This window comes from Hymenobacter sp. BT188 (assembly GCF_014333585.1).
Taxonomy (GTDB): domain Bacteria; phylum Bacteroidota; class Bacteroidia; order Cytophagales; family Hymenobacteraceae; genus Hymenobacter.
The window spans coordinates 582,576-607,599 of record NZ_JACSCW010000004.1 but is presented as its reverse complement, the minus strand read 5'-3'; the positions used below and the strand labels follow the sequence as shown (position 1 = coordinate 607,599).

Here is a 25,024-nt window from a genome sequence, read left to right as displayed (position 1 = left end):
AATGGTGCTTGTAGTTAAGGAAATCGTCAATTTTTAACTTTCCGGACCAGCCAGCCCGTGAGCATAACCAGCACCACCCAAGCCAGTAGCACATAGAGGTAGAGCACCGGAATGCCCCCCACCCGACCGTTATGATCAAAAACGGCCAGCAACGGATAATTGAGCAGCACCGCAAACAGCAAACCCAGAAACAGCAGACGCTGCCCGCGACGGTGTTCGGCCTGCTCTTGGGGCGACATGGAAGCCATAAACGACCAGAAATAGTTGAAGTAAAACCTGTGAATGCAGCTATACTCAGTAGGCAAAAGCATGCGGGTAGAATGTACGCATTCGCTGCTAAAAGCCCCCCAAACGCTAGTTAGGTCTGCTCATCCAACCAAAAAAAGTCCGTCGTGCCACTGGCCCGACGGACTTTTACAAGTTAACAGCGCTGGGCGTCCTGTTATCGAATCCTTAGTGGGTACTGCCAGAGCCTTCCTCCATGAGGCGCACGTTGCGCACATCTTTCATCATCGCCTGCCCGATAAACCAGCAGATCAGGGCAATGCTAACTGGATAAATCAGACCGGCAAAGCTGCTGTATTCTTTCAACAACGTACCCTCGGGCTTGGTAGCGGCCCACAGGGTGAGGGCCGTAGCAATGAAAGGCACAAAGCCACCAAACACGCCATTACCAATGTGATAAGGCAAGGAAAGTGAAGTATAGCGAACTTTGGTGGGGAACAACTCTACCAGGTAAGCCGCAATCGGACCATAGGCCATTGTCACGAAGAGTACGAGGCAGAAGGTCAGCGCCGTCATGGCCATCAGATTGGGATTCAGGGACTTCATCACGGCAGGCACGGCTTTGCCGGTGGCATCTACGGTAGCGGCAGTCACTTCCGTAAGAGGGCCAGCAAAGGCTTTGAGGCCGTAGAAAATGGGAATGGTAAATAGCGCCCCGCACAGTAGCCCCATCATGATGATTTTCTTGCGGCCAATGCGGTCCGATAAGCTGCCAAAATACACGAAGAACGGAGTAGCGAGCAGCAGGGCCGCGCACAGCACAATACTGGCGTCGATGAGGTCAAGCTTCAGCACGTTCTGCATGAAGGAGTAAGCATAAAACTGGCCGGTGTACCATACAACACCTTGGCCCATGGTAGCACCAAACAGCGAAATAAGCACCAAACGGCGGTTTACGGGGTTTACAAACGACTCGCGCAAGGGGTTCGTGCTTGTTTTGCCTTCAGCCTTCGCTTTCGCAAAGAGAGGCGACTCATGCAGTTTGCGGCGGATGTAGTAGGAAGCAATTACCAGCGCACCAGAAAGCAGAAACGGAATGCGCCAGCCCCACTCTTTAAAGGCTTCTTCGCCCATGCTCTTGCGGGTAACAATAATTACCAGAATGCTCAAAAACAGACCAGCCGTGGCTGTAATCTGGATGAAAGAGGTAAAGTAACCCCGGCGGTTATCTGGCGAGTGCTCAGCTACATATGTGGTAGCGCCGCCATATTCGCCCCCCAGGGCCAAGCCTTGCAGCAAGCGCAGCAGCGTAACGATAATAGGTGCGGCAATACCTATCTTGTCGTAGCTCGGAATAAGGCCGGTTACGAATGTGGCTCCACCCATGATTAGCAGCGTAAGCAAAAAGGTGTACTTGCGGCCAATCATATCACCGATGCGACCGAAGAACACTGCTCCGAAAGGCCGCACGATAAAGCCCGCTCCGAACACGGCCAGCGTACCCAGAATGGTGTCTTCAATCTTGCCCGTGGTGCCAAACAGCACCGGCCCAATAATGGCCGCCAGAGAGCCGAAGATGTAGAAGTCGTACCACTCGATGACAGTACCTACGGAGGAGGCCGTTATAACCTGCCAGATTTTACTTTCCGATACGGCGTTGTTGTCGTGCTCTACAGGCGCATCCGCGACAGTGCCATAGCCGGGATTAACAGTGTTTTCCATGCTGATTGGGGGGTTATGTTGTGGAGTATAGGGAAGTATCGATGGAGTTTTGACGAAATCCGCACGCTTTCAAAGCGGCCAGCTACAACAGCGTATTACAGAGACACCTGGGTCTGGAGCGTGATTTCGGGCCGATAGTTCAGGTTGTTGATGTTTGTGAAGTCGGGCCGGGCGCGGTAGTTGAGCGTGAACTTGGCGTTGTGTCCATCGATGTAGAAATTGGCCCCCGCATCGAAAATATTGACGTTTCTGATTTCACCGTTGGAGCGGCGCAGGCCTTCGTAGCTGGCCAGCAAATGGGAAGCATAAGGCTGCACGCGCAGCTTCGGCCCCAGCAGATTGGTTGGCAGCAGATAGCCCGCCTGCAGATAGCCTACATTACCTGTACCGGAGTGGGGCACAGCGTTGCCCCGGCGGGCATCAGTGCCATAGCCAGGATTGGAAGCCCCGATAAACCGCACGTGATTAGGGCCCATGTTATAGTTGTAGTACACCCCGTACAGGGTAAAGGCAGTACCAGATTCTTTGTTGATGGGTGTGTCAAAAAACACATCAGCTGAGAACAGCGCAATGTCATTTTTTGTCGTTTGAATGTTGTTGGGATCGGCAATCTGAGCGCCATTTACGATGCTGCTCGTGGGCCGCGACACCATGCCATCATTGTTGTAAAAGAAGCCTGCCCCAATGTTGAATACCCGCTTGGTGCCTAGGTAAGTGCCCACGTTGAAGGGCAGCAGATTAGCCTCCTGATCTAGGAACTCGTAGCTGAAATAGCCCTGGTAGACGTGGTCGGTGCCTTGGGGATTATACTGGGCGGTATTGGTACCGGTATTTACGGCGGTCGCGCCCGTGCCTACGGTAGTACCCAAGCCCAACGGGGTGCTTAGCGCCCCTGTCTGATTCGTCAGGAAAGACTCGTTTACGCTCAGCACGTAATCCAGCTTGCCAACTCGGCCCTTGCCGTACACCCCGATACCGCGCACAAACTGGTCGATGGCTTCGATGGTAGGCCAGTTGGTGAGCGGTGCGTCCAGCGTAAGGTAATTGATGGTGCTGGAGCGCGTCATGCGTGACAGGCCGTTCTGGTAGTGCATACCGGCCCCCAGATTCAGGTATTTGTTCACCTTATACTCCACTACCGCCTCGTGCACAAAAAGCTGCGGCTTCTTAGCGTCGGTAGCCGGGGCCACGCCGCCGCTCACGGCTGTTTGGTTGTTAATACCAATGTGGGTGTACACCAAAAACCGCGGATTTAGCTGCGACAGCACGATAAAGCGCGAGCGGCGAAGGGCAAAGTCAATCTGGTCGCTCTGGGGCTTATTGGGTGCGCGCAGGGTGCCAGTGTTATTCTCCGTGTAGCGCGTCCAGACCTGGTGCCAGGTGATAAAACGCAGATACTTTGAGCCATCAGGCGATAGGGGCACCTTCATGCCGGCCCCGTATGGCACAGACTCCGTGGCCGTGGGGGTAGGTGGAGCGGGTGCCGGCGCTGCTGGCGGTGGGGCGGGTTGTCCTCCGACGGGTGGGGGCTGTACCTGGGCTGAAGCTCCAGCGGCGGATAATAGGGCACTGATGGCCAACGCGTAACGGGCGGTTCGCATAGGGTCTGGGGGGATGGGTAAGAAGTGTGGGAACATCTACCCGAAACCAGAGCGATTCTCCGGTTCGGCCCAACCAAGTAGGAAAATCCTCGCAGCGAAAGCACACCCTTGCTATACTTCCGCTAAGTGCTATAGCTCTATACTCCCTTAAACCGCTCCCAGCGAATCATCATGTACTTATCGCCTAGCTCCGTGACTACCAGCCCCGCCCCTTTCAGTTGCTGCGGGTCCTGAAAAAACTCCGCCAGTTCCTTCTGATTCAGTATTTTATACGTGGGGTGATAGTCGGTTTGGCGGGGGGCTTTTACGCCGTACTTTTTCACCCAGTTCATCACACTCACGTGGCTCACACCCAGCAGGCGTTCAATCTCGCGGTAGCTGACGCCCTCTACGTACAGTTGAAGCGCCTTTATTACATAATACGAATTGATTTCCCGGCCCACCTTGGCTACCGAGAAATGGTAACCACAATTCTTACACTTATAACGCTGCCTGCCACCTACAACCCCACTTTTCGTAGCTTCCGTGGTGTCGCACTTGGGGCAGGATGGCTTGGTCATGGGGGGCTTTCTTCAGACAGAAAAAGTATAAGCTATATCTATTTAGTAAAGATATATCAGATTAGCTAATTACATAGTAAACCAACCTATTTATAGCTGTCTGCCAGCAGTCTACAAGTTTCTCATAACCAGCGCAACACATAAGAATATCAGCTCGACTCACGAGCTTAGCAACGCCGCCAAAACCGCATCAACCGCCAAACTCAAGCGGTACAGATCGAGGCGGTCAATAGTATCGGTGGGCTCGTGGTAGTGCTTGTTGCGGTAGAAAGCGGTGTCAGTGACCAGCACGGCAGAATAGCCAAACTGCCAGTAGTTGAGATGGTCGGAAAAGTCGAGGCCAGGCAGCCAGGTGGGCGCTTTGAAGCGCTTGACGGGCAAAGCAGCCACTTGGCGACAATGCCGCGCAAAATGCCGCCCGAAGCTTCCATTGCCAAATTTCTGGGCCACAGTCAGGTAATTGCCGCGGCTTCCATATACTAAGCTCAGCAGGCTGACGGGGTAATCCTGCGTGTTTTTGCGGTCATCGTAGTAGCCCAGGGTTTCCAGCGCTACCATGCCGCGCACAGGTATGCCTTGGTCGTGCAGGGATTTGGCGTGGATGTAGCTGCCCATGTTTTTGGTACGGAAGAATGGTGGTTCTTCCAAGGTATAAGCAACCAGATCAACGCGGTACGAAAGCTGTTGCTGCTGGCCCATCAAGCGCGCCAACTCTAAGAGCGCAGCTACGCCCGAGCCATTATCGTCGGCACCGGGCTGGTCGCCGCACACATCGTAATGGGCGCCTACAATGAGTCGCGGCCCATCCGTGGGGCCAAAGGAGCCGATGACGTTGCGGTAAATTTGCCCCCCAACCTCGTAAGGCTGGTCGCTGAGGCGGGCGCCAGCGACGCGCAACTGTCGGTTGACATACGCCGCCACTGTGTCGAGTACGGCTACCTGCCGATAATTGCGCGGCTGGGGTGTAGAAGTCAGGTATGTGAGGTGTTGTCGCAGGCGCACGGAGTCGGCCTTGGTAGTGGCGCTAACATGCAAGGTGCTCAACAGCAAATAAGTGAGCAAAGACAATCGTAAATGCATAAACTGCGCAGGTATTAGCTAAATCCTATACGTCGTGAAGTTATCTATTAACTATTCTTGGATACAGCGTGTCAGCTTATTTCTAGCAGTCCTAGTTTATCTGCACACCGAAATTAGCGAGCCTTTATTGCTGGGACCACAAGTATTTATTTCACTGTTTTTGGCGTTGCTTCACGTTGTTCTCTGGGGATTTGGATCATCAGAAATATCAGTTGCGATACGCCGATATCTGGGTCCGACACTTCTAGCTTCTTTGCTCAGCGTTCCCTTAGTAATACCTATTTATAAATGGCAAAATACGTTAACTAAACGTCGCGCAGATACCATTATTCAACAATTGGAAAAATACCAAAATAAGGAAGGCCATTATCCTGAGTCGCTTACGCAACTTAAACCGGGCTACTTGACTAAATTACCACGCACTGCTAAAGGCTTATTATTTCAACGGCCTTTTCGCTATAGTGAAATTGCGGACAACTCGCGAACAGCCCATTCTTTTTGGCTAGGTTACGACTCTGGGGCTTTCGTTGAAATTGTATATGACGGTTTATATGGAAAATGGTACATCAATGATTGACAAGCAATTATCGCTATACCTAAACAATAAGCCCTACTCTGCAACTCCAAGATACTCTGGCGGCACCGCCTCCGTCAGCCAAACGCCATTCGCCGACAGGTAAAAAAGCCCCCCAGCCCGGTGCAATCGGCCCGCTTGCACCGTGAGCACTACTGGCTTGCCATGACGGCTTCCTACGGTCACGGCTGTTTCCGCATCGGCAGATAAATGCACGTGCTGCCTACTACCACTTCGCAGTCCGTCCTTTCGTATTGAATCGAGAAAGCGTGTGGCCGTGCCGTGGTAAAGGAGTTCGGGTGGAACCACGGCGGTTAGCTCCAGATCTACGGCTACCGAGTGGCCCTGATTGGCGCGTATCTTCGCCCCATCAGCGGATAAGCTGAACCGTTGCTTATCGTTAGTGGCTACTACTTCGTGCAGTTGATTTGGTGTTACTTCATGCCCATGAGCGTGCAGGGCGCGGAGCAGTTCGGTCACGTCTATCCAGCCTTGGGTATCCAATTGTAACCCGAATGCTTCTGGCTTATGCCGCAGCACGTAACTCAGCGTCTTACTCAGTTGTTGATTTTGCATAGCACAAGCGATAGATCATCTTCGCGGCTTGAAAGTACAAACACGGCCCCTCACGCATTCCCATTTCTAATGTCCCTTCCCTCCTTCCGCACTATTGACCCAGCCACCATCAAGCCCAGCGAGCTACACCCATTTCTGGTCGGTGCCGTAGCGCCGCGGCCCGTGGCATTTGCCAGTACCGTGGATGCGGAAGGAAATGTAAACCTGAGTCCCTATAGCTTCTTCAACTGCTTCGGCTCCAACCCGCCTATTCTGGTGTTTTCGCCGGCCAACCGGGTGCGTGACAACTCGCAGAAACACACCCTGCAAAACGTGCGCGAAGTGCCGGAAGTCGTCATTCATATCTGCGACTACGCTATGGTCGAGCAAATGTCGCTGGCGAGCACGGAGTATGAAAAAGGCGTGAATGAGTTCGTAAAAGCCGGTTTCACGGAGGTGCCCAGCCAGAAAGTAAAGCCACCCCGAGTGGCCGAAGCCCCCGCAGCCTTTGAGTGCGTGGTGGAGCAGGTAATCGAGTTGGGTCAGAATAATGGCGCGGGCAACCTCGTTATTTGCCGGGTAGTTCTGGCTCATTTTCGGGAGGATATCGTGCTGCCCAGCGGCACTGGCATCGACCCGTTTAAACTCGACGCCATTGCCCGCCTCGGCGGCGACTGGTACTGCCGCGCCTCAGGCAGCAGCCTGTTTGAGGTGCCCAAGCCCAACCGCAACATGGGCATCGGCATTGATCAGCTGCCCGAACATATTCGCAACTCCGATCTACTAACCGGCAACAACCTGGGTCGCCTGGGCAATATTGAAGCTACTGCCCTGCCAGACGCGGCAGAAATAGAAGCCTTCCGCGACGATCCGCTGGTCGCTTACACGCTCAGCAAGTATGAAAAAGCGCCCCAAGAGCAACGCCAGCAGCTAGAGTTATTGGGGAAGAAGCTGTTGGAAGAAGGCCGACTGGTGGAGGCATGGAAGACGTTGCTCCTGGCTCAGCCAAAATAAAGACGAATACCTACAATGGCCGGACCATCTCGAATAAGGGCAAAGGCATTAGCTCCCATTGCATAGCCTGCAAAAACGAATAGAGCGGCCCGCTTGCCAGCATCGAAATCACGAGCGGTTTTTCCGGAAAAGCAGCCTCCACCGCTTGCAAAAGCTCCCGGCCACGCCCCTGCCGCCGATGCTCAGGCCGCACCAGCAGCGTCTGCAGCAGCGTACGATCTGGATCTTGGCGCAGCATCACGTACGCCTTTTCATCGAGCTGAAACGCCCGACTAGGCGTAGCAGCTCCCGTCAGCGTCTCGGGGGCATACATCCACGAAATATTGGGCTCACCTTCTAGCAGCACAAGTCGGGCTACTTCCGCTGGGTCTATCTCCTGTAATTCTCGGCGAGCCGCTGGGGGGCTTTTTGGAGTGGGTACATGCCGGAAGCTAAATAACTCGCGCTCATTCCGGAAGCCCAACCGTTCGTAGAGGCGGCGCGCCCGCTCATTAGCCGCGAATACTTCCAGCAGCATCGACCGGTCGCCGCGGGCAATAGCCTCATTTATGGCCGATTGCAGCATCTGGCGGCCGTATTGTTTGCCACGCTCATCCCGCACCAGACCCATAGCCGCTACACGGCTCGTCCAGCCCCGACGGGCAATGAAAACCACCCCAATTAGCTTCTCTCCCCGAAACCACAGCTTGCTCGCTTCGGCATCTAAATGCTCACCCCGAAATCGGCGCTCAAAACTGACCGGCGTAAATACCATGGGCACCATGTATTCCTCGAAAGAGCGGTTCATGGCATCGGTTACCTGGGCGGAAGTAAATTCGAGCACCGGGTGAGCAATGAGTTCTACGTCAGGGGTTAGCATGGGAAGAATCTATTTAACGAAGGCTGATTCGCTTATACATCTGAGCAAGCTTGGGCGCGCTGTTCCTACATTCGATCAGGCTAGTGTGTAGTTACAAGCATGTTGCAGATGGAGTCACAAAAAAGGCCATTTCAAATTAGAAATGGCCTTTTTTTAAGGAATAAAAATCTGTCTTCTAACCAGCTAGTTACGAACCGCAATCATTAGCCCAAGCTCTTTATAGCGCATATTGAATTTCTTCGCAATAGCCGAATTAGTCAATGAGCCTTTATAAATGTAAACACCAGCGCGGAAATGCTCATTGGCGAACAACACTTCATTCACGCCACCATGCTGACTGATTTCCTGCAGAATTGGCGTAAAAATGTTGCTTAACGCACCTGTAGCAGTGCGCGGAACGCGGGAAGCCACGTTCGGCACGCAATAATGTACGACGTCGTATTTGCGAAAAACGGGCTTGCTGTGGCTGGTCATTTCTGAGGTTTCAAAACAGCCACCTTGGTCGATGCTGACATCAATAATAACTGAGCCGGGCGCCATCGTGGCCACCACACTTTCGGGCACCATGAAGGGAATGCGACCTTCTTCCACATTCAGCGCGCCAATCACCACGTCGGCGCGGCGGATTTGCTGATTTAGCACATAGGTATCCAACGTACTGGTGTACAATTGGGTACCGAGGTTTTGCTTGAGTCGGCGCAGCTTGTAGATGTGGTTGTCAAACACTTTTACTTCGGCCCCCAGACCTGTGGCGGCGCGGGCAGCATACTCAGCTACGGTACCCGCTCCGAGAATGACGACTTGGGAAGGTGGAACACCCGTAATGCCCCCCAGAATAATTCCTTTGCCTTCATTGGAGCGAGCCAAATACTCGGCAGCGATGAGCATAACCGTGGAACCCGCAATCTCACTCATGGCGCGTACTACGGGTCGGGCGCCGGAGGGGTCTTTAATCAGCTCAAAAGCAATGGCATTGATCTTTTTGCGGGTAAGCGAAGAAATATAGTCACCGGTAAGTGAGCCGAACTGGAGGGCGGAAATCAGGGTTTGGCCCGCCCGCATGAGGTTAATTTCGTCGGTGGTGGGTGGGGCGACTTTCAGGATGATGTCGGCCTCGTACACTTCCTTTTGTGAATAGGCGATGGTTGCGCCTGCCTCCGAGAACTCGTGGTCGGAATACTTGCTGGGCTCACCAGCACCGCTTTCCAGCACGATTTCGTGGCCTTCGTTGATGAGGTGCTTCACGGCCTCGGGGGTCAGACCCAGCCGATTTTCCTGTAACGATGACTCGCGGGGCAAACCGATAAAGAGCTTGCGTCGGCGCGTCTCCACCGCCAGCATCGATTCTTGCGTGAAATAGGCACGGCTCGTAGCCAGCGACTCGAATCCCGGGGGTACTGCTTCCTGCATTATGGCAAGTAAAAATGTTGACCTAAAGACGCTGAATTAAAATGTGCAGGCAGAATGCAACTAACTTAAAAACAGGGTTGATTCTGCTTCAATTTTGCTGTTTAACTCATCGTTTTTAATTGAAGAACGCGTGCTTCTTCGCCGGTGACCGTGAGCGTGACAAGTAGATGGCGCGGGGGCAAAAGATCGGATACTCGGCTTGGCCATTCTATCAGGCAAAGATAGCCAGAATCGAAGTACTCAAGCGCACCCATTGCTAAAGCTTCGGCCGAATTATCGAGGCGGTAAAAATCAAAATGGTAGATGGGCTGATTGCGGGCGTCGCGGTATTCATTTACCAAGGAAAAAGTAGGGCTACTCACTTCGGAGGCTGGCACGCCCAGGTTTTCGCATAGTGCCTTAATTAGCGTGGTTTTGCCCGCTCCCATTTCGCCCTCAAACAAAATGATATTGTGGTCGCTGAGGGAAGCCCGGAGCTGCGCAGCGGCGGCAGGCAAGTCGGCGAGCGATGGAACGGCTATTTCAGTTTCAGGAATTGCCATAGTGCAGGGCGTGGATATGCTACTTCAGAATCTGATAAATGCGCACGTGCTCGTCTTTGTGTACGCGCGGGTTAAGGGCATGTAGCACCTGGTCGTAGGGCGAGGGCGTGATAGTATGCTCTAGTTTCAGGTTTGGAAACAACAAGCGCAGACGGTCGAGGCGGCGGTCAATGTCTTTGTCGCCCACCAGCAACAGGTAGGTTGGCCGGCGCTGGGTGTAATTCATCTCGCTGATCAGCCGCCGCAACGGCTTCTGGTCGTTGAGCGCGTAGGTCATCACGAAGTTGGCCGGCAGGTGACGCTGCTGTTGGTAGCGCCGCCATACGCCGCTGGAATCTGGAATGAAGGCGCTGGCTTCGGCTCCCATCCGACCCAGATAAAATATGGGGGGCATTTTGGTGCCGTGGGGGCCAAAATCGAGCACCAAACCGCGCAAATCAGTCTTCTGCGATAGATAGACCATAGGCTCGACGCGGCTTTTTTTGGAATAAGTTAGCGCCAAAGCCAGCGCTACAATCCCATTGAGGACCCAAAAAAACCGCCAGCTATTCGCCAGCAATTGTGGGTGTCGGTGCCAGAACGCAGCGCCGGCCACGTACCGCTCCCACCCTATCACGCCCAGAATAATGAGCAAGGGAAACAGGGGAAGAATAAATCGTTCCTGCTTATTCGGGAACAGGGAATGAGCAACAAAAAACAGCACTCCACCCCAGAAAAGTAAGGGTGCCAGCCGCCGGGTACGAGCGTAGCCAAGCACCAAAAAGGCGCTAATTGGTGGCACCAAAAAACCCAAAACTGTGAGCGCAAAGCGGTAAACAGGGCCCGTGCTATACTGAAAAGCGCCTTTCGAATTGAAAAGAAAATAAGCCACCAGCGAATGCATGGGATAGTCAAATAGAACTCCGTCGATAGTGCCTTGGACCAACCCAACCACGCCGATGAAGCCAAGCGCGAGCCACGCAATAGCTTTCCACTGCTGCCGAAATACCAGTACTGCGCCGGCCCCCATCAAAAACAAAGCCGTGTGGTAGCGAAACAGAAATGATACACCAAACAAAGCGCCAGCCAACCAAAAATGCCGCGCCTGTAGCCGGTCGCGGTAGCGCACGAGCACATAAAAGCCCCCCAGATACGGTGGAATGCACACCATCTCGACCAGATTGCGTACACTCATAAACGGCATAAACCACAGTACCGCTAACAACAGGCCCGCCCTTCGGGCGTACGTTTCGCCAGCTAGCTCTTTCGTGATTTTGTAGCCCAGATATACTGTGAGCAGCGAGTAAACCCCGTGCAGGAGACGCACTAAGGTCATTTTGGCGTCAGGATTGGTAAAGCCGACTGAATCGAGAAGCCAAAAAAGTCCGTAATGCAGCCCCGTGTAGGTCATGCTGTGGCGGGGCGGCAAAGGCTGGTGCAGCCAGGTGGTAAGGCCATACACCCAATCTTGGGCGATGCTGATAACGTCGAAGTGGTCGTCGTGAAAAGCGTAGCCCTTCGAGAAAAAAGCCGCCAGCACGCGCAGGCCCAACGCCAGCAATAGAATGGTGCGCAACGGGGGCAGATACTCCTGGCGCGCCGATGCTTGCTGGGCAGGTTGAGGCGAAAGGGTAAGCGGGTCGGGCATACAACAGACAGACGTAGTGCTGGGTCTCTGACGTGGACCAGCGGAATTAAACGGGCGCAAGTTCAACAATTCCTTTGGGCCACCGGTTAGCTTTCGCGCTATTTTCGGAAGCTGACTGCAGCACGCTCAGTGACTACACTTAACTTTCCGGCTACCAACCGGCTGTTATCTTTAAGCAAAAAAATGCCCCCCATGACTGTATCCAAGATGGCCGGTAGCTTGATCGGCTCTGAAATCATAAAAATCGGCAATGAGGTAAGTGAGATGATCAAGAAGGGAGCAGCCATCTGCAACCTGACCATCGGCGACTTCGACCCCGCTATTTTTCCAATTCCTGAAGAGCTGCGCGATGGTATAACAGAAGCGTATGCAGCAGGCCAAACCAATTATCCGCCGGCCAATGGCGTAGCCGACCTGCGCATCGCCGCCGCCGATTTTGTGCAACAGCGTCTGGGTCTGAGCTACTCCCCGGCCGATGTGCTGGTGGCAGGTGGCTCGCGCCCGCTCATCTATGCTACCTACTTAGCCCTGCTCGACCCCGGCGATAAAGTGGTGTTTCCGGTGCCATCGTGGAACAACAACCACTACTGCCACTTAGCCAGTGCGGAAGCGGTAATGGTGGAAACCAGCCCGGCCCACGACTTTATGCCCACGGCCGCCGAAATTGCCCCCCACCTGCCCGGCGCCACGCTTTTAGCGCTTTGCTCTCCTCTTAACCCAACCGGAACCGTATTCGCCCGTGCCGATCTGGAGGCTATCTGCGACTTGGTAATAGCCGAAAACCAGCGCCGTGGCCCCGATGAAAAGCCCCTGTATATTCTGTATGATCAGATTTATTGGATGCTCACCTTTGGCACCGCTCAGCACTTCGACCCCGTAAACCTGCGTCCCGAGCTGCGCGACTACGTTATTTATATTGATGGTATCTCTAAGTGCCTCGCTGCCACTGGCGTGCGGGTTGGGTATGCCTTTGGCCCGAGCGGAGTAATCGACAAAATGAAGTCGATTCTGGGCCACGTGGGCGCGTGGGCTCCCAAGGCTGAGCAGGTAGCCACCGCGCATTATTTGCCCAACACCACAGCCGTCGACACGTACACAGCAGCGTTTAAGCAGAAAATTCAGCGCAGCCTCGACACGCTTTATAAAGGACTGCAAGACCTGAAAGATGCAGGCTATCGGGTTGATGCTATTGCGCCGGCGGGGGCCATTTATCTTACCGCGCGGCTCGATGTGCTCGGAAAAACCACACCGTCAGGTCAATTACTGGCCACTACCCGCGACCTGACTTCTTATCTGATTGCTGAGGCGGGCTTAGCGTTGGTGCCCTTCAGTGCCTTTGGTACCGCCGACACTTCCCCGTGGTTCCGCCTCTCAGTGGGTGGTGCTTCGCTGGAGTCGATTGAGGCCGCTTTGCCACGACTGCGGGCGGCACTTACAGGATTAAAATAGTCATTACAGAGCGGTTTGGGAAGCATAGAATCGCTTTTCAGCAACCATATTGTTTCTCCAATTCTTTAATCCTTCTGCAAATCCTTAGATTGACAAAATTTTTGGTTGCCTGTTGAGCTTGCGAAAGCGTAACAGGCAACCGATTATTGTTCTGCTTACGCCACTCCTACCCTTGCGCTGCCGGTGTTTTTAACTGGCTGACAAGGGCCCGTCATCTCCTCCACCGCAGCGTCGCAACAGCGCTTGCTCCTGATGATCATTCGACCTACGCTTTTATCCACATCTATGTCAACCAACAATTTAGCTCCGCTCCCTCTTATATAGTCTTTATGCAAAGTGCTTTACCTACTTCGGCCATGGGTCGACTAGGTTATTTGCTGATACTGCTTCTGCTGACCTCGCAATCAGCCCTTGCTCAAACCCAGGCTAACCTGAGTAGCGTTACGGGTCGGGTGCAAACTGCAGATGGAGGCGTACCCATACAATTTGCCAACGTAACCCTGCACCGCGCCGCAGATTCGTTGGCGGTCAAAACAGAGTTCAGCGATGCCCAGGGAGCCTTTCGGCTGGAGCAATCAGCGGGGGGGTCTTTTTTGGTTTCCGTCACTCAGGTTGGCTTCATCCCTTATTGGAGTCCGACCTTCGAGTTGACCGCTGGGGGGCAAAATTTAGCCAATATCTTCCTGCAAGCCAGCGTAGCTACCCAACTCAAAGAAGTAACCGTAGTAAAGCAAAAGCCTTACTATGAGCGCTTAGCCGACCGCACGGTGGTGAATGTGGAAGGCTCAACACTGTCCGCAGGCAGTACCACACTTGATATTCTGAGCCGAGCACCCGGTGTAACTCTAGACGGCAACGAAGCCTTGGCGCTACGTGGCCGACAGGGTTTACTAGTATTAATTGATGGCAAAAGGCAGCCCATGACCGGCTCCGAGCTTTCTGAGTATTTGCGTGCGCTGCCGGCCGAGCAGTTGAGCAGCATTGAGCTAATTACTTCCCCCCCAGCCAAATACGACGCCCAGGGAGGAGGCATTATTGCTATCAATCTCAAAAAAGATCAGCGCCAGGGTACTAATGGCACTGCGAATGCCGCTTACGGCCGCGGCCAATACGGCAAATTCACTACGGGCCTAACGCTGAACCACCGGCAAAAGAAGTTAAATGCCTTCGGCTCTTACGCGTATGCCAATCGGGAAAACTTTCAAAAACTCACGTTCGACCGTTTCTTTTACGTCAACAGGGTTTTGCAAAGCAGCAGTCTCCAAAGAAACAACAGTCGCAGCCACCTTCAATCGCACACCTGGCGGGGCGGACTCGATTATACGCTCTCAAAGCGGACAGTTGTAGGCTTCGTTGTTGGGGGCCTGGACAGCCGCATTCCAGGTTTTGCTACCAACAGAACGTTATTGTTTGATGCCCAGAATCAACCGTTGCCGGCCTATCGGTCCACCATTAACCGGCGCCCCTACAACCCTAGCATTACAAGTAACCTCAATTTCAGGCATTCTTTTGCTGACTCCAGCGGAGCTCCCACGCTCTCGGTGGATATTGACTACGACCGCTTTAACCGCTACGCTGACCAGGAGCTGACCACGTTCTTCAGTGAACCCGGACGATCGGCGGCTATACTGGACGGCGACCAGGAGGGTAACCTGACCATTCAGTCAGTAAAGGCTGATTACACGCGCAATTTGCGTCGGGCTACGCGACTGGAAGCTGGCCTTAAAGCAACCCTGATTAATTCCGATAACGACTTGGTGTTTGATGACATTATTGATGGAGTAAGGACGCTCAATCAAAATTTTAGCAACAGTTTTCGTTATAACGAAAATATTAATGCGGCTTATTTTACCCTGACGCGCACTTTGCCTAAGCTTACTATATCGGCTGGGCTTCGGGGTGAGCAAACCAACGTGGATGGCCAGCAGGCAATAGGCAATGAAGGCTTCGACCGCAACTATTTTCAGCTTTTCCCTAGTGCCAGCGTACAGCGTAAGCTATCGGATAAGCACGATCTAAGCCTCTCCCTCAGCCGCCGAATCAACCGGCCCACGTACAATCAACTCAACCCGTTCCGGTCCTACGTAGATGCCACCTCCTACCGCACCGGCAACCCTTACCTACGGCCCGAAACCAGCTATAACATAGAGCTTACCCACACTTTCAAAGAAAAGTATAGCGCAGCGCTTAGCTATAGCATCACTGATTTACCTATTATCCCTATAATTCAACCAGCGTCTGAAGGTGGATTCTATGTCGTAAATCGTGACATCAACCTTCGTAGTCTACAGAATTATGTTTTAACCTTAACCGCCCCACTGGAGCCAACCAAGTGGTGGAGTGTTTATAACAATGTATTGGTGTACTACAATCATTTTGAAGGGAAAGTAGCCGATACAATGCCCCCTCGTACTTGGATAACGGTTAATCTAAGCACTAATAGCACATTTAAGTTTGGTACTGGTTGGTTGGCCGAGCTAAATGGTACGTATCTGGCACCCGAACGCTACGGGTACGAGCGGCTCCGGGCTCGCGGCCAGATAGCCATCGGAATCCAAAAGCAACTTTGGAATAATAAAGCTTCGGTGAAGGTGAACGCAACCGATATCTTGTACACAAGTCCCGTTCGCTCAACGTATGCTTACGCAAATTTTGAAGACACCTTCTATAATCGGCTCGACGCGCGGGTTGCTACGCTCTCCTTTACCTACCGCTTTGGCAACGATAAGCTAGCTCCTATTCGTAGGCGCCAAAGTGGAGCTGAAGACGAAAAGCGACGAGCTCAGTAATACTTCTTGCCAGAAGGCTAACCGATATTGGATAGCAGAATCACTAGTTAATAACGCTTCTTGCATAAAGCACTATACTTATATGCCAGATTGCAATCACCTCTACTAAATTCAAACTATTTCATAGTAGCTCATAAAAAAGGCAGACTGTAGTAGTCTGCCTTTTTTATGAGCTACTTAATTTAAGATCCTTTGGGGCTAAGCGTTACAAAAGGAATAATAATTTCCTCTAGCGAAATACCACCGTGTTGGAACGTGTCTTTGTAGTAATTCACGTAGTAGTTGTAATTGTTCGGGTAGGCGAAAAAATAATCACCTAACGTGAATACGTAGGCGGTGCTCACGTTTTCGCGGGGCAGAAAAATGCGTTCAGGTTTACGCACTACATATACGTCCTTCTCCGTAAAACCAAGGTTTTTACCGTGCTTGTAGCGAAGGTTCGTGTTTGTGTTACGGTCGCCTACAATTTTGAAGGGGCGCTTAACGCGGATAGTACCGTGGTCAGTGGTGATGATAAGCTTGCCTTTCTTGTCCGCAATCTGCTGAAGCATTTCATATAAGGGCGAGTGCAGAAACCAAGAGCGGGTGAGCGAGCGGTAAGCCGACTCGTCGCCAGCTAGCTCCCGAATCATCGCCATATCGGTGCGGGCGTGGGAGAGCATATCTACAAAGTTGTAGACGATGACATTAAGCTTATGATTATTGTGCAGGTTGCTCATCTTGCTCAGCAAGTCTTTGCCAGCCTGAAGATTAGTCACCTTGTTATAACTAAACTTTTGCTTCTGGTTAGCCTTCTGGAACATGATTTCCAGAAACTCGGCCTCGTTCAGGTTCTTGCCTTCATCATCGTCGTCGGTCACCCACAGGTTGGGATACTTCTTCTGTATATCACCGGGCATCATGCCAGAGAAGATTGCATTGCGAGCGTAAGCCGTCGTGGTAGGCAGAATACTGTAGTACATCTCCTCCGTGTCCACGGTGAACATCTCGGCAATGATGGGCTCTAAAATCTTCCACTGATCGTAGCGCAGGTTATCAATGAGTACGAAGTAGACGGGCGTATCGCCAGTGTCTTTGAGCAGCGGAAACACGCGCTTCTGAAACAGCTCATGCGACATGAGCGGAGCATCGTCCACTTCCTTATTTACCCATTCCTCATAGTTCTCCATAATGAACTTGGAGAAGTAGGTATTGGCCTCATCCTTCTGCATGTTAAACACGTCGGCCATGCTCTTGCCTTCGGTCTCATCGATCTCCAACTCCCAGTAGACCAGCTTTTTGTACACGTCAGCCCACTCTTGGGGCGAAAGACGGTCGCCGAGTTGCATACCCAATTGACGGAAATCGCGCTGGTAGCCGGTATTGGTACGCTCGCTCACTAAGCGCTTGTTGTCCAGCACTTTCTTTACAGAAAGCAAAATCTGGTTGGGATTAACAGGCTTGATGAGGTAATCGGCGATTTTGGAGCCGATCGCCTCTTCCATGATATGTTCTTCCTCGCTCTTGGTAATCATAATGACGGGCACCGTAGGCCGCGCCGCCTTAATTTCAGACAAGGTTTCGAGGCCGGTGAGACCGGGCATATTTTCGTCGAGAAATACGATATCAAAGCTCTGCTCAGCTATTTGCTCAATGGCATCGGCGCCGCTGTTAACGGGCGTGACGTCGTAGCCGCGGTCTTTGAGAAAGAGAATATGGGGCTTGAGCAGGTCAATTTCGTCGTCGGCCCAAAGGATGTTGTATCGTTGCATAAGGGTGTTTAGAGGTACGTTGCTTGAATAAGAGTGGCAGGGCAGCGGTAGTGCGAGTATGCCCGGAGCATAAAGCTCCGCAGTCACTAACGCTCTGCAACTGAAGTTTCGTCAGTAGCTTTACTGCCAATCGGTAGATTTTGATCCGAAAAATTCAGATTTCTCTATTTTTTGTAATTAACTCATCCGTTAAGTAAGGCATAATAAGATCGTTCTGGTTCCCTGGCTGGTTGCGCGAGCCGTATCGCAAAGTTTTAGTTCGCGGGTCGTTGCACAGGGTTCTGGGGGGCTTTTTTTACACCTACCACAATGCGCTGCGCACGCTCAGTGCCTTTTCAAACGCCTGCTCCCACTCATTAAGCTTCAGCTTAATGTAACTGCCAATGAACAAGAAAAAGATATTCAACGACCCGGTGTACGGCTTTGTAACAGTGCCCACCGAGCTCCTGTTTGATTTAATAGAGCACCCTTATTTTCAACGGCTGCGCCGCATTCAGCAATTAGGACTCACTGGCTTCGTGTATCCGGGAGCGTTGCACACGCGTTTTCACCACGCGCTGGGGGCTATGCACTTGATGAGCATGGCACTGCGCACGCTCAAAGACAAAGGGGTGCAGATTTCGGCGGCGGAAGGGCAGGCAGCACTGGCGGCTATTCTGCTGCACGATGTAGGCCACGGTCCCCTCTCGCACGCTCTGGAAACGGCTATTTTTGATGAGGTGCCGCACGAGCAGTTGTCACTTTATCTGATGCAGCGCCTCAATGCCGAGCATAATGGCGCCTTGGATAAGGCCATTGCCATTTTTCAGGGGAGCTACGCACGGCCGTTTTTTCATCAGCTGGTGAGCAGTCAGCTGGATATGGACCGGCTCGACTACCTCAACCGCGACTCCTTTTATACCGGCGTGCAAGAAGGCCGACCGGGCGCTGACCGTCTTATCAAAATGTTGACCGTAGTAGATGAGCGCCTTGCTTTGGAAGAAAAGGCCATTTACTCGGTTGAGAATTTCCTGGTGAGTCGGCGGCTGATGTACTGGCAGGTGTATCTGCACAAAACGGTGACCAGCGCCGAGCAAATGATTATCCGGATTGTGCAGCGGGCCCGCGACTTGGTACGCACGGGGCACGAGGTACCAGCCAGTGCCGACCTGCATTTCTTCCTAGCCAAAGCCGTTACGATACTGGACTTCGAGAAAGACGATACGATACTGCAACGCTTTGTGCAGTTGGATGACCATGATATCTGGGGGGCAGTAAAGATGTGGGCCTCTCACCCCGACCGCGTACTGAGCTATATGTCGCGCAGCCTGCTTGACCGGCGCCTGTTCAAAATAATCCTGCAGACTGAACCGTTTGAGGAAGAGATGAAAGCAGGCGTAGTCGAGTTGATTGCCGAACACTTCAATTTGCCCCCCAGCGAGGCCAGTCTGCTCATGCTTGCCGGGCGCATCAGCAACAATGCCTACGACGCCGACGGCAAGGATACGATTGATGTCTTAACCAAGTCGGGACGGGTGGTAAATGTGGCCGAAGCATCTGATTTGCCGAATATCCGCGCCCTAGGCCAACGGGTGGAGAAGCATTATATCTGCTACCCAAAGGAAATAGCGCAATAAGGTTTACCCTCGCTTCAAAGCATTATAAATAGATACGCGGTTATTTGACTGACATTTCAGCTTAGCACCAACCACGACTATTCACCAACTGATTTTATTTACTTTTGCCCGATGGAATTTACTGTAGGCCAAATAGCCGAAGTACTGAGTGGAACTGTCGAGGGCGACGCGTCTATGCGCATCGACCGGCTGGCAAAAATCGAGGAAGCGCAGGCTGGCTCTTTGGCTTTTCTGGCAAATGCCAAGTACGAGCCCTACTTATATACAACGGGTGCTTCCGCCATTATCATTAGCAAGAAGCAGGCATTGAAGCAACCTGTAGCAGCTGCTCTAATTCGCGTCGATGACCCGTATTTGTGTTTTAGTCGCTTGCTGGAGTTTTATCAGCAGACAACGCGTACGGGTCGGCGCGGCGTAGAGGAACCCTCCTTTCTGGGGGCCAATTCCAGTATTGGGGAAGGGCACTTCCGGGGGGCTTTTTCGTACATAGGCGAAGGCTGCACCATTGGCCGTGACGTGCTCATTTTTCCCCACGCTACCATCGGCGACCGGTGCCGCATCGGCGACGGCACCATTATTTACGCGGGCGCCAGAATTTATGCCGATACCGTTATTGGGGCGCGCTGCACTGTGCACGCGGGCGCCGTATTAGGCTCCGATGGCTTCGGATTTGCCCCCCAGCCTGATGGATCGTACCGTGCCATTCCGCAAATTGGAAATGTAGTCTTGGAAGATAACGTCAGCATTGGCGCTAATACTACCATCGACTGCGCCACCATGGGTTCGACTATCATCCGGGAAGGCAGCAAGATTGACAACCTAGTGCAGATAGCCCACAATGTAGAGATTGGGCGTCATACCGTGGTAGCTGCGCAAACGGGTATTTCGGGCTCAACCAAGATTGGCGACTATTGCGTGCTGGCGGGCCAAGCGGGCCTGGCAGGCCACCTGACCTTGGCTAACCGCACGACCGTCACAGCGCAGTCGGGCGTTGGCAAATCAATAAAGGAGGAAGGGCAGTTTTTGCAAGGCTCCCCGGCGTTTAACCTGCGTGATAGTTTGCGTGCCAACGCTATTTTCCGGCATCTACCTGAACTAGCGCGGCGCCTCGACGCACTAGAAGGCAGCAAAAGCGCAACAGAAAAGCTTTAGCTTTGCCTCTTAGAAAACCGGAAGTCGGAAACTAGGAGCTAAAAGCTCACAACTAGTAGCCAGGCCGGGCTTCTTTTTCTTCTGCTTTTGGTAATGTCATCCTTCCAGCTTCTAGCTTTCAGCTTCTAGCTCCTCTAATGAACGACAAGCAACACACTATCAAGTCGCCGGTTACTGTGAGCGGCATTGGCCTGCACACGGGCGTACAGGCCACCATGACCTTTTGCCCAGCACCAGTCGACCACGGCTATAAGTTTCAGCGCATCGATTTGCCCGGTAAGCCCATTGTGGATGCCGACGTTGATAATGTGGTGGACCTTTCCCGCGGCACTACCATCGAGCAAAATGGTGCCCGCGTAAATACCGTGGAGCACACGCTAGCTGCGCTGGTAGGCCTGCAAATTGATAATGTGCTGATTCAGCTGGATGGCCCTGAACCTCCCATCATGGATGGCTCCTCGTATGAGTTCATCAAGCCTTTGCAGGAAGCTGGCTTGGAGGAACAGAATGCGTTGCGCAACTACTTCGAGATTCCGGAGAGCATTCGGTACGTAGACCACGCCCGTCATGTAGAGCTAGCGGTGCTGCCTTTGCACGACTACCGCGTGACGGTAATGGTGGATTATAACTCCCCCGTGCTAGGCTCTCAGCACGCCACCCTCACTGATATCACCCATTTCGCTACCGAAATAGCCTCCTCACGTACCTTCTGCTTTTTGCATGAGTTAGAGGCCCTTTACAAGCAAAACCTTATCAAAGGCGGTGACCTCAGCAACGCTATTGTGGTAGTTGACCGCGTGGTAAGCGAGGAAGAACTGCATGATTTGGCGGAAATGCTCGGCAAGCCCAAAGTGGCAGTCAAGAAGGAAGGCATTCTGAATAATGTAGATCTGCGCTACAAAAACGAGCCCGCTCGCCACAAGCTTCTGGACTTAGTAGGTGATTTGGCCTTAGTAGGTCGTCCACTGAAAGGTCAGATTTTAGCAGCTCGTCCTGGCCATGCCGCCAACGTAGCATTCGCCAAGAAGATTAAGAAGAAGATGATGGAGGTGGACTCCTCTCCGGTGCCCACCTATGACCCTGGCCGCGAGCCGGTGATGGATATCAACAAGATATCGGCCACCCTGCCGCACCGCTACCCATTCCTGCTCATCGACAAAATTATCCACCTCGATACAACTACCGTGACGAGCGTGAAAAACGTGACGATGAATGAGCAGTTTTTTCAAGGACACTTCCCCGGCAACCCCGTAATGCCCGGCGTTATTCAGATTGAGGCTATGGCCCAAACTGGCGGTATTCTGGTGCTAAACACGGTGAAAGATCCCGAAAACTATTGGACTTACTTCCTAGGAATTGAGAACTGTCGATTCCGAAAAAAAGTAATTCCCGGTGACACCATCATTTTCAAATGTCAGCTACTCGCTCCTGTTAAGCGGGGAATTGCCAAGATGAGCGGCAAGGCTTTTGTGAATGGCAAAGTGGTGATGGAGGCAGAAATGAGCGCCGCCATTGTCCGCAAAGACGCTTAGTTTTTCAATTAACAATACAGAATGAACCAGCCCCTCGCCTATATTCATCCGGAGGCTAAAATTGCGCAAAATGTAGTGGTAGAGCCTTTTACCACTATTGATAAGGACGTAGAAATCGGCGAGGGCACATGGATTGGGCCCAATGTGACAATCATGCAGGGAGCCCGGATTGGCAAGAACTGTAAGATTTTTCCAGGTGCCGTTATTGCCGCTATGCCCCAGGATTTAAAGTTTGCGGGCGAAAAGACGACGGCTCATATCGGCGACAATACCGTGATTAGGGAGTGCGTGACCGTAAATCGGGGCACTATAGATCGGATGCGGACCGTGGTGGGGGCCAATTGCCTGCTTATGGCATACGTACACGTAGCCCATGACTGTATAGTTGGTGATAACTGCGTGCTAGCCAACTCTGTGCAACTGGCCGGTCATGTAGAAATAGGCGACTATGCCATTGTGGGTGGCATGTCAGCGGTGCATCAGTTTGTGAAAGTAGGACCGCACACCATGATTTCGGGTGGCTCGCTGGTGCGTAAGGATGTACCACCATTCGTGAAGGCAGGCCGCGAGCCATTGACTTACAGCGGTATTAACTCAATAGGTTTACGTCGCCGGGGCTACTCCGATATTAAGATCGGTGAGATTCAGCAGATCTACCGCTTGCTGTTTTTGAGTAAGCTCAATAATGCCGACGCGCTGGACAAAGTAGAGCTGGAATTGCTGCCCTCGCCGGAGCGGGATGAAGTTGTAAACTTTGTGCGCAACTCTGGGCGGGGAGTGATAAAAGGCTATTCACGCAGCAGCAACGGTAGCTCCGACTACTAGTCGTTTATGCAGATTCAGGCTACCGGACTTGGCAAGCGCTTCAACCGCGACTGGATTTTCCGACACCTGACCCACACCTTCCGGCCTGGTACTGCTACGGCCATTCTGGGGCCCAATGGCGCTGGGAAAAGCACCCTGCTTAATACGCTTTCCGGACAGCTATTGCCCACCGACGGCACACTTACCTACAGTTTGCAAGGCAAGCCAGTGTCGGTAGAGGATATCCCGGCCCAACTGGCCTATTGCGCGCCTTATCTGGAGCTGATTGAGGAGCTGACGCTAAGTGAGTTGCTCTCCTTTCACACCCGCTTTAAGCCTCTTCGGCCGGGACTTAGTATGCGAGGCCTGATCGAGCTGCTATATCTGGAGAAATCTCGTTATAAGCTCATCCGCGATTTTTCGTCGGGTATGAAGCAGCGTCTCAAGCTTGGATTAGCTTTATACAGCGCCGCTCCTCTCCTGCTTCTCGACGAGCCCACAACCAACCTGGATCGGGCCGGCGTGGCCTGGTATCAGGAACACATTCATGCTACAGTGGCGGGCCGGTTGGTACTGGTGAGCTCCAACGTAGCGGAGGAGTACGAGTTCTGTCAGGAGCAGCTAGACATAACCAGCTTTGGCGCCACAGCAGCTCGCTAGCGCAGAATAAAGCCCCACGCTTTTCGTAAAATGAATGTTCGGCAGGTGTGTGCTTCGTAACTGAATTTTCGCCAAATTTAAGAGTGCTGCAGCTTTCTCTTTTTATTGAAGCTCATCCATTTGTGCGGATCGTAACGTGGTGAATAAGGCTTTCTTGTGCAGGTTTTGAGCTGAACGCTCACAATTGATTAGTTAAAAAACGACTTTATTTCCAACGCAAAAACCATTCGGACCGTATCTTCGCAACTACCCAAGGGTAGTACAGCTGCCTAAAGTATTCTTCTTTCACCCATCACCTGCCCTGACACGGCCATGAGACAATACGACGACCTCGACGACGATTCGCTCGATGATGACGAGCTAGATAACTTCGCCAAAAGTGGCGGCCGCGCTGGTATCGGCAGCACCGAAGACCGCCTTAGCGCCAAGTATGCCGACTACCTGATGTGGCGCGATACGGGCTCCTCGCACGATGAGGCGCTGGACCTAGCCAGCATGACGGAGGAAGAGTACACTGCTGCCGAAGCTGCGGAAGATCCGGATAGCAGCGGCTTTGCTTCCTTGGATGACGATGACGACTTTGATATCGCCGATGATGATGATGACCTCGGGAGTAGCCGCTCCGGTCGTGGTGGCCGCATCAGCGACGATGATGACTATTAAAGACCTATAATTAACACTAAAAAGCCCCCCAGTGTAATGCTGGGGGGCTTTTTAGTATTTTAAAAGAAGGCTAAATTTTTTTACCAAACACCCGCTTGAGCAATTCACTGCCGCGTGCCATCGGATTTTCCCGAATGTTGGCTTCCTCCTGCGCGATGAGGGTAAAAAGCCCCCCAATGGCTTTGTCGGTAGCATACTGGTTCAGATCTGTATTGACGGGCTGCACCAGCGGAATGCGGTTATAGCGCGTCGTTAGGTCGGTGTAGTAGCGGGTGGCGTTCACCTTGTCAAGCGACTGCTGGATTATAGGCTTGAAAGCGGTGGTGAGTTGGGTAGTAGTGGTGCGACGCAGATAGTTGGTAGCCGCATCTTTCTCGCCAGTCAAAATGCCCCACACGTCTTTAAAGGTCAGGCTTTTGATAGCGGCTAAGAAAATAGGCTTGGCACTCTTGGCCGCATCCTCGGCGCCGCGGTTCAACGACAGCTCGAACTTATCGACCTGTGAACCTAAGCCAATGCTACGCAGCGTATTAGCTACACGCTGGGCATCGGGCGGAAACGGAATGCGGATAAGCTTGTTGAGGTAGAAGCCATCTTGCTGAGACGCTTGGTCGGCGCCTTTGCTGATACCTTGCACCAAAGCTTCTTTGAGGCCACGGACGGCTTCATCTTGCGTGATGCTACCAGTGGAGCCTTGCGTTGGAGTCTTGGTAGTTGGGGTTGTCAAAATGCCCCCCAGTTTGGGTAAGCGAAAAACCTGCGCTGAGGCGGCCACATGCAGACCAAGCAACGTAGTTAATACGAGTGAATAGCGAATCTTTTTCATAACTCGGGGCAAC

General features: G+C 52.6%; 22 protein-coding genes. 10 read left to right on the top strand and 12 right to left on the bottom strand.

Annotated elements, in window-relative coordinates; genetic code table 11:
- Positions 1 to 26: 26 nt before the first annotated feature.
- The 5 genes from H8B13_RS14050 to H8B13_RS14030 form a co-directional block, all read right to left on the bottom strand.
- Entirely contained in the window at positions 27 to 311 is a 285-nt protein-coding gene (locus H8B13_RS14050; protein WP_261990371.1) for a hypothetical protein, read from the bottom strand.
- 142 nt (positions 312 to 453) lie between these two features.
- Positions 454 to 1,947, bottom strand: coding sequence for an MFS transporter (locus H8B13_RS14045; RefSeq protein ID WP_187311426.1), 1,494 nt, complete (start codon positions 1,945 to 1,947; stop codon positions 454 to 456).
- A gap of 95 nt (positions 1,948 to 2,042) precedes the next feature.
- Positions 2,043 to 3,548, bottom strand: a complete 1,506-nt coding sequence (locus tag H8B13_RS14040) for a hypothetical protein (RefSeq protein ID WP_261990370.1) — start codon at positions 3,546 to 3,548, stop codon at positions 2,043 to 2,045.
- Positions 3,549 to 3,685: 137 nt separating this feature from the next.
- Positions 3,686 to 4,108 carry a terminase gpP N-terminus-related DNA-binding protein gene (locus H8B13_RS14035; protein ID WP_187311425.1) on the bottom strand — a complete coding sequence of 141 codons (423 nt, stop codon included), beginning with the start codon at positions 4,106 to 4,108 and terminating at the stop codon, positions 3,686 to 3,688.
- A 159-nt stretch (positions 4,109 to 4,267) separates the two neighbouring features.
- Positions 4,268 to 5,188: a M28 family peptidase gene (locus H8B13_RS14030; protein WP_187311424.1), complete on the bottom strand. Its 921-nt coding sequence runs from the start codon at positions 5,186 to 5,188 to the stop codon at positions 4,268 to 4,270.
- A 34-nt stretch (positions 5,189 to 5,222) separates the two neighbouring features.
- Between H8B13_RS14030 and H8B13_RS14025 the strand changes: the two genes are divergently transcribed.
- Positions 5,223 to 5,765, top strand: a complete 543-nt coding sequence (locus tag H8B13_RS14025) for a hypothetical protein (RefSeq protein WP_187311423.1) — start codon at positions 5,223 to 5,225, stop codon at positions 5,763 to 5,765.
- 33 nt (positions 5,766 to 5,798) lie between these two features.
- On the opposite strand, the gene H8B13_RS14020 is transcribed toward H8B13_RS14025, so the two are convergent.
- Positions 5,799 to 6,338, bottom strand: a complete 540-nt coding sequence (locus H8B13_RS14020) for an RNA 2'-phosphotransferase (RefSeq protein WP_187311422.1) — start codon at positions 6,336 to 6,338, stop codon at positions 5,799 to 5,801.
- 69 nt (positions 6,339 to 6,407) lie between these two features.
- On the opposite strand from H8B13_RS14020, the gene H8B13_RS14015 reads away from it, so the two are divergent.
- Positions 6,408 to 7,331, top strand: a complete 924-nt coding sequence (locus tag H8B13_RS14015) for a flavin reductase family protein (protein WP_187311421.1) — start codon at positions 6,408 to 6,410, stop codon at positions 7,329 to 7,331.
- A 10-nt stretch (positions 7,332 to 7,341) separates the two neighbouring features.
- Here H8B13_RS14015 and H8B13_RS14010 read toward each other — a convergent pair whose 3' ends face one another.
- The 4 genes from H8B13_RS14010 to H8B13_RS13995 all read right to left on the bottom strand — a co-directional run bounded on the left by H8B13_RS14010 (position 7,342) and on the right by H8B13_RS13995 (position 11,769).
- Entirely contained in the window at positions 7,342 to 8,190 is an 849-nt protein-coding gene (locus tag H8B13_RS14010; RefSeq protein ID WP_187311420.1) for a GNAT family N-acetyltransferase, read from the bottom strand.
- Between the two features lie 183 nt (positions 8,191 to 8,373).
- On the bottom strand, positions 8,374 to 9,600 hold the full coding sequence (locus H8B13_RS14005; RefSeq protein WP_187311419.1) for an alanine dehydrogenase: 1,227 nt from the start codon (positions 9,598 to 9,600) through the stop codon (positions 8,374 to 8,376).
- Positions 9,601 to 9,701: 101 nt separating this feature from the next.
- Entirely contained in the window at positions 9,702 to 10,142 is a 441-nt protein-coding gene (gene tsaE, locus H8B13_RS14000) for a tRNA (adenosine(37)-N6)-threonylcarbamoyltransferase complex ATPase subunit type 1 TsaE (RefSeq protein WP_187311418.1), read from the bottom strand.
- A 19-nt stretch (positions 10,143 to 10,161) separates the two neighbouring features.
- Complete coding sequence (locus H8B13_RS13995) at positions 10,162 to 11,769, bottom strand: ArnT family glycosyltransferase (RefSeq protein WP_187311417.1); 1,608 nt, start codon at positions 11,767 to 11,769, stop codon at positions 10,162 to 10,164.
- 192 nt (positions 11,770 to 11,961) lie between these two features.
- On the opposite strand from H8B13_RS13995, the gene H8B13_RS13990 reads away from it, so the two are divergent.
- The gene (locus H8B13_RS13990; RefSeq protein WP_187311416.1) at positions 11,962 to 13,218 is read left to right on the top strand and encodes a pyridoxal phosphate-dependent aminotransferase; all 1,257 of its coding nucleotides are present in this window, start codon (positions 11,962 to 11,964) and stop codon (positions 13,216 to 13,218) included.
- A 329-nt stretch (positions 13,219 to 13,547) separates the two neighbouring features.
- On the top strand, positions 13,548 to 16,007 hold the full coding sequence (locus H8B13_RS13985) for a TonB-dependent receptor (protein ID WP_261990369.1): 2,460 nt from the start codon (positions 13,548 to 13,550) through the stop codon (positions 16,005 to 16,007).
- A 182-nt stretch (positions 16,008 to 16,189) separates the two neighbouring features.
- On the opposite strand, the gene H8B13_RS13980 is transcribed toward H8B13_RS13985, so the two are convergent.
- Positions 16,190 to 17,758, bottom strand: coding sequence for a PglZ domain-containing protein (locus tag H8B13_RS13980; protein WP_187311415.1), 1,569 nt, complete (start codon positions 17,756 to 17,758; stop codon positions 16,190 to 16,192).
- Positions 17,759 to 18,141: 383 nt separating this feature from the next.
- Between H8B13_RS13980 and H8B13_RS13975 the strand changes: the two genes are divergently transcribed.
- The 6 genes from H8B13_RS13975 to H8B13_RS13950 all read left to right on the top strand — a co-directional run bounded on the left by H8B13_RS13975 (position 18,142) and on the right by H8B13_RS13950 (position 24,185).
- Positions 18,142 to 19,374 (top strand): HD domain-containing protein, encoded by a 1,233-nt coding sequence (locus H8B13_RS13975; protein ID WP_187311414.1) that lies wholly within the window; start codon positions 18,142 to 18,144, stop codon positions 19,372 to 19,374.
- A 111-nt stretch (positions 19,375 to 19,485) separates the two neighbouring features.
- Entirely contained in the window at positions 19,486 to 20,526 is a 1,041-nt protein-coding gene (lpxD, locus tag H8B13_RS13970) for a UDP-3-O-(3-hydroxymyristoyl)glucosamine N-acyltransferase (protein WP_187311413.1), read from the top strand.
- A gap of 137 nt (positions 20,527 to 20,663) precedes the next feature.
- Entirely contained in the window at positions 20,664 to 22,058 is a 1,395-nt protein-coding gene (locus H8B13_RS13965; RefSeq protein WP_187311412.1) for a bifunctional UDP-3-O-[3-hydroxymyristoyl] N-acetylglucosamine deacetylase/3-hydroxyacyl-ACP dehydratase, read from the top strand.
- 21 nt (positions 22,059 to 22,079) lie between these two features.
- Positions 22,080 to 22,883, top strand: a complete 804-nt coding sequence (gene lpxA / locus H8B13_RS13960) for an acyl-ACP--UDP-N-acetylglucosamine O-acyltransferase (RefSeq protein ID WP_187311411.1) — start codon at positions 22,080 to 22,082, stop codon at positions 22,881 to 22,883.
- A 6-nt stretch (positions 22,884 to 22,889) separates the two neighbouring features.
- Positions 22,890 to 23,522, top strand: coding sequence for an ABC transporter ATP-binding protein (locus tag H8B13_RS13955; RefSeq protein WP_187311410.1), 633 nt, complete (start codon positions 22,890 to 22,892; stop codon positions 23,520 to 23,522).
- 312 nt (positions 23,523 to 23,834) lie between these two features.
- Complete coding sequence (locus H8B13_RS13950) at positions 23,835 to 24,185, top strand: hypothetical protein (RefSeq protein ID WP_187311409.1); 351 nt, start codon at positions 23,835 to 23,837, stop codon at positions 24,183 to 24,185.
- A gap of 70 nt (positions 24,186 to 24,255) precedes the next feature.
- Here the strand turns inward: H8B13_RS13950 and H8B13_RS13945 are convergent, their stop codons facing one another.
- On the bottom strand, positions 24,256 to 25,011 hold the full coding sequence (locus H8B13_RS13945) for a DUF4197 domain-containing protein (RefSeq protein ID WP_187311408.1): 756 nt from the start codon (positions 25,009 to 25,011) through the stop codon (positions 24,256 to 24,258).
- Between the last annotated feature and the right edge of the window lie 13 nt (positions 25,012 to 25,024).

Coding starts and splice junctions, on each gene's coding strand:
- H8B13_RS13965 (WP_187311412.1), top strand. CDS start 20,664: ATGAACGACAAGCAACACACTATCAAGTCGCCGGTTACTGTGAGCGGC.
- tsaE (WP_187311418.1), bottom strand. CDS start 10,142: ATGGCAATTCCTGAAACTGAAATAGCCGTTCCATCGCTCGCCGACTTG.
- H8B13_RS14030 (WP_187311424.1), bottom strand. CDS start 5,188: ATGCATTTACGATTGTCTTTGCTCACTTATTTGCTGTTGAGCACCTTG.
- H8B13_RS13975 (WP_187311414.1), top strand. CDS start 18,142: ATGAACAAGAAAAAGATATTCAACGACCCGGTGTACGGCTTTGTAACA.
- H8B13_RS13950 (WP_187311409.1), top strand. CDS start 23,835: ATGAGACAATACGACGACCTCGACGACGATTCGCTCGATGATGACGAG.
- H8B13_RS14040 (WP_261990370.1), bottom strand. CDS start 3,548: ATGCGAACCGCCCGTTACGCGTTGGCCATCAGTGCCCTATTATCCGCC.
- H8B13_RS13990 (WP_187311416.1), top strand. CDS start 11,962: ATGACTGTATCCAAGATGGCCGGTAGCTTGATCGGCTCTGAAATCATA.
- H8B13_RS13945 (WP_187311408.1), bottom strand. CDS start 25,011: ATGAAAAAGATTCGCTATTCACTCGTATTAACTACGTTGCTTGGTCTG.
- lpxD (WP_187311413.1), top strand. CDS start 19,486: ATGGAATTTACTGTAGGCCAAATAGCCGAAGTACTGAGTGGAACTGTC.
- H8B13_RS13985 (WP_261990369.1), top strand. CDS start 13,548: ATGCAAAGTGCTTTACCTACTTCGGCCATGGGTCGACTAGGTTATTTG.
- lpxA (WP_187311411.1), top strand. CDS start 22,080: ATGAACCAGCCCCTCGCCTATATTCATCCGGAGGCTAAAATTGCGCAA.
- H8B13_RS14050 (WP_261990371.1), bottom strand. CDS start 311: ATGCTTTTGCCTACTGAGTATAGCTGCATTCACAGGTTTTACTTCAAC.
- H8B13_RS14015 (WP_187311421.1), top strand. CDS start 6,408: ATGTCCCTTCCCTCCTTCCGCACTATTGACCCAGCCACCATCAAGCCC.
- H8B13_RS13980 (WP_187311415.1), bottom strand. CDS start 17,758: ATGCAACGATACAACATCCTTTGGGCCGACGACGAAATTGACCTGCTC.
- H8B13_RS14035 (WP_187311425.1), bottom strand. CDS start 4,108: ATGACCAAGCCATCCTGCCCCAAGTGCGACACCACGGAAGCTACGAAA.
- H8B13_RS14010 (WP_187311420.1), bottom strand. CDS start 8,190: ATGCTAACCCCTGACGTAGAACTCATTGCTCACCCGGTGCTCGAATTT.
- H8B13_RS14045 (WP_187311426.1), bottom strand. CDS start 1,947: ATGGAAAACACTGTTAATCCCGGCTATGGCACTGTCGCGGATGCGCCT.
- H8B13_RS13955 (WP_187311410.1), top strand. CDS start 22,890: ATGCAGATTCAGGCTACCGGACTTGGCAAGCGCTTCAACCGCGACTGG.
- H8B13_RS14020 (WP_187311422.1), bottom strand. CDS start 6,338: ATGCAAAATCAACAACTGAGTAAGACGCTGAGTTACGTGCTGCGGCAT.
- H8B13_RS13995 (WP_187311417.1), bottom strand. CDS start 11,769: ATGCCCGACCCGCTTACCCTTTCGCCTCAACCTGCCCAGCAAGCATCG.
- H8B13_RS14005 (WP_187311419.1), bottom strand. CDS start 9,600: ATGCAGGAAGCAGTACCCCCGGGATTCGAGTCGCTGGCTACGAGCCGT.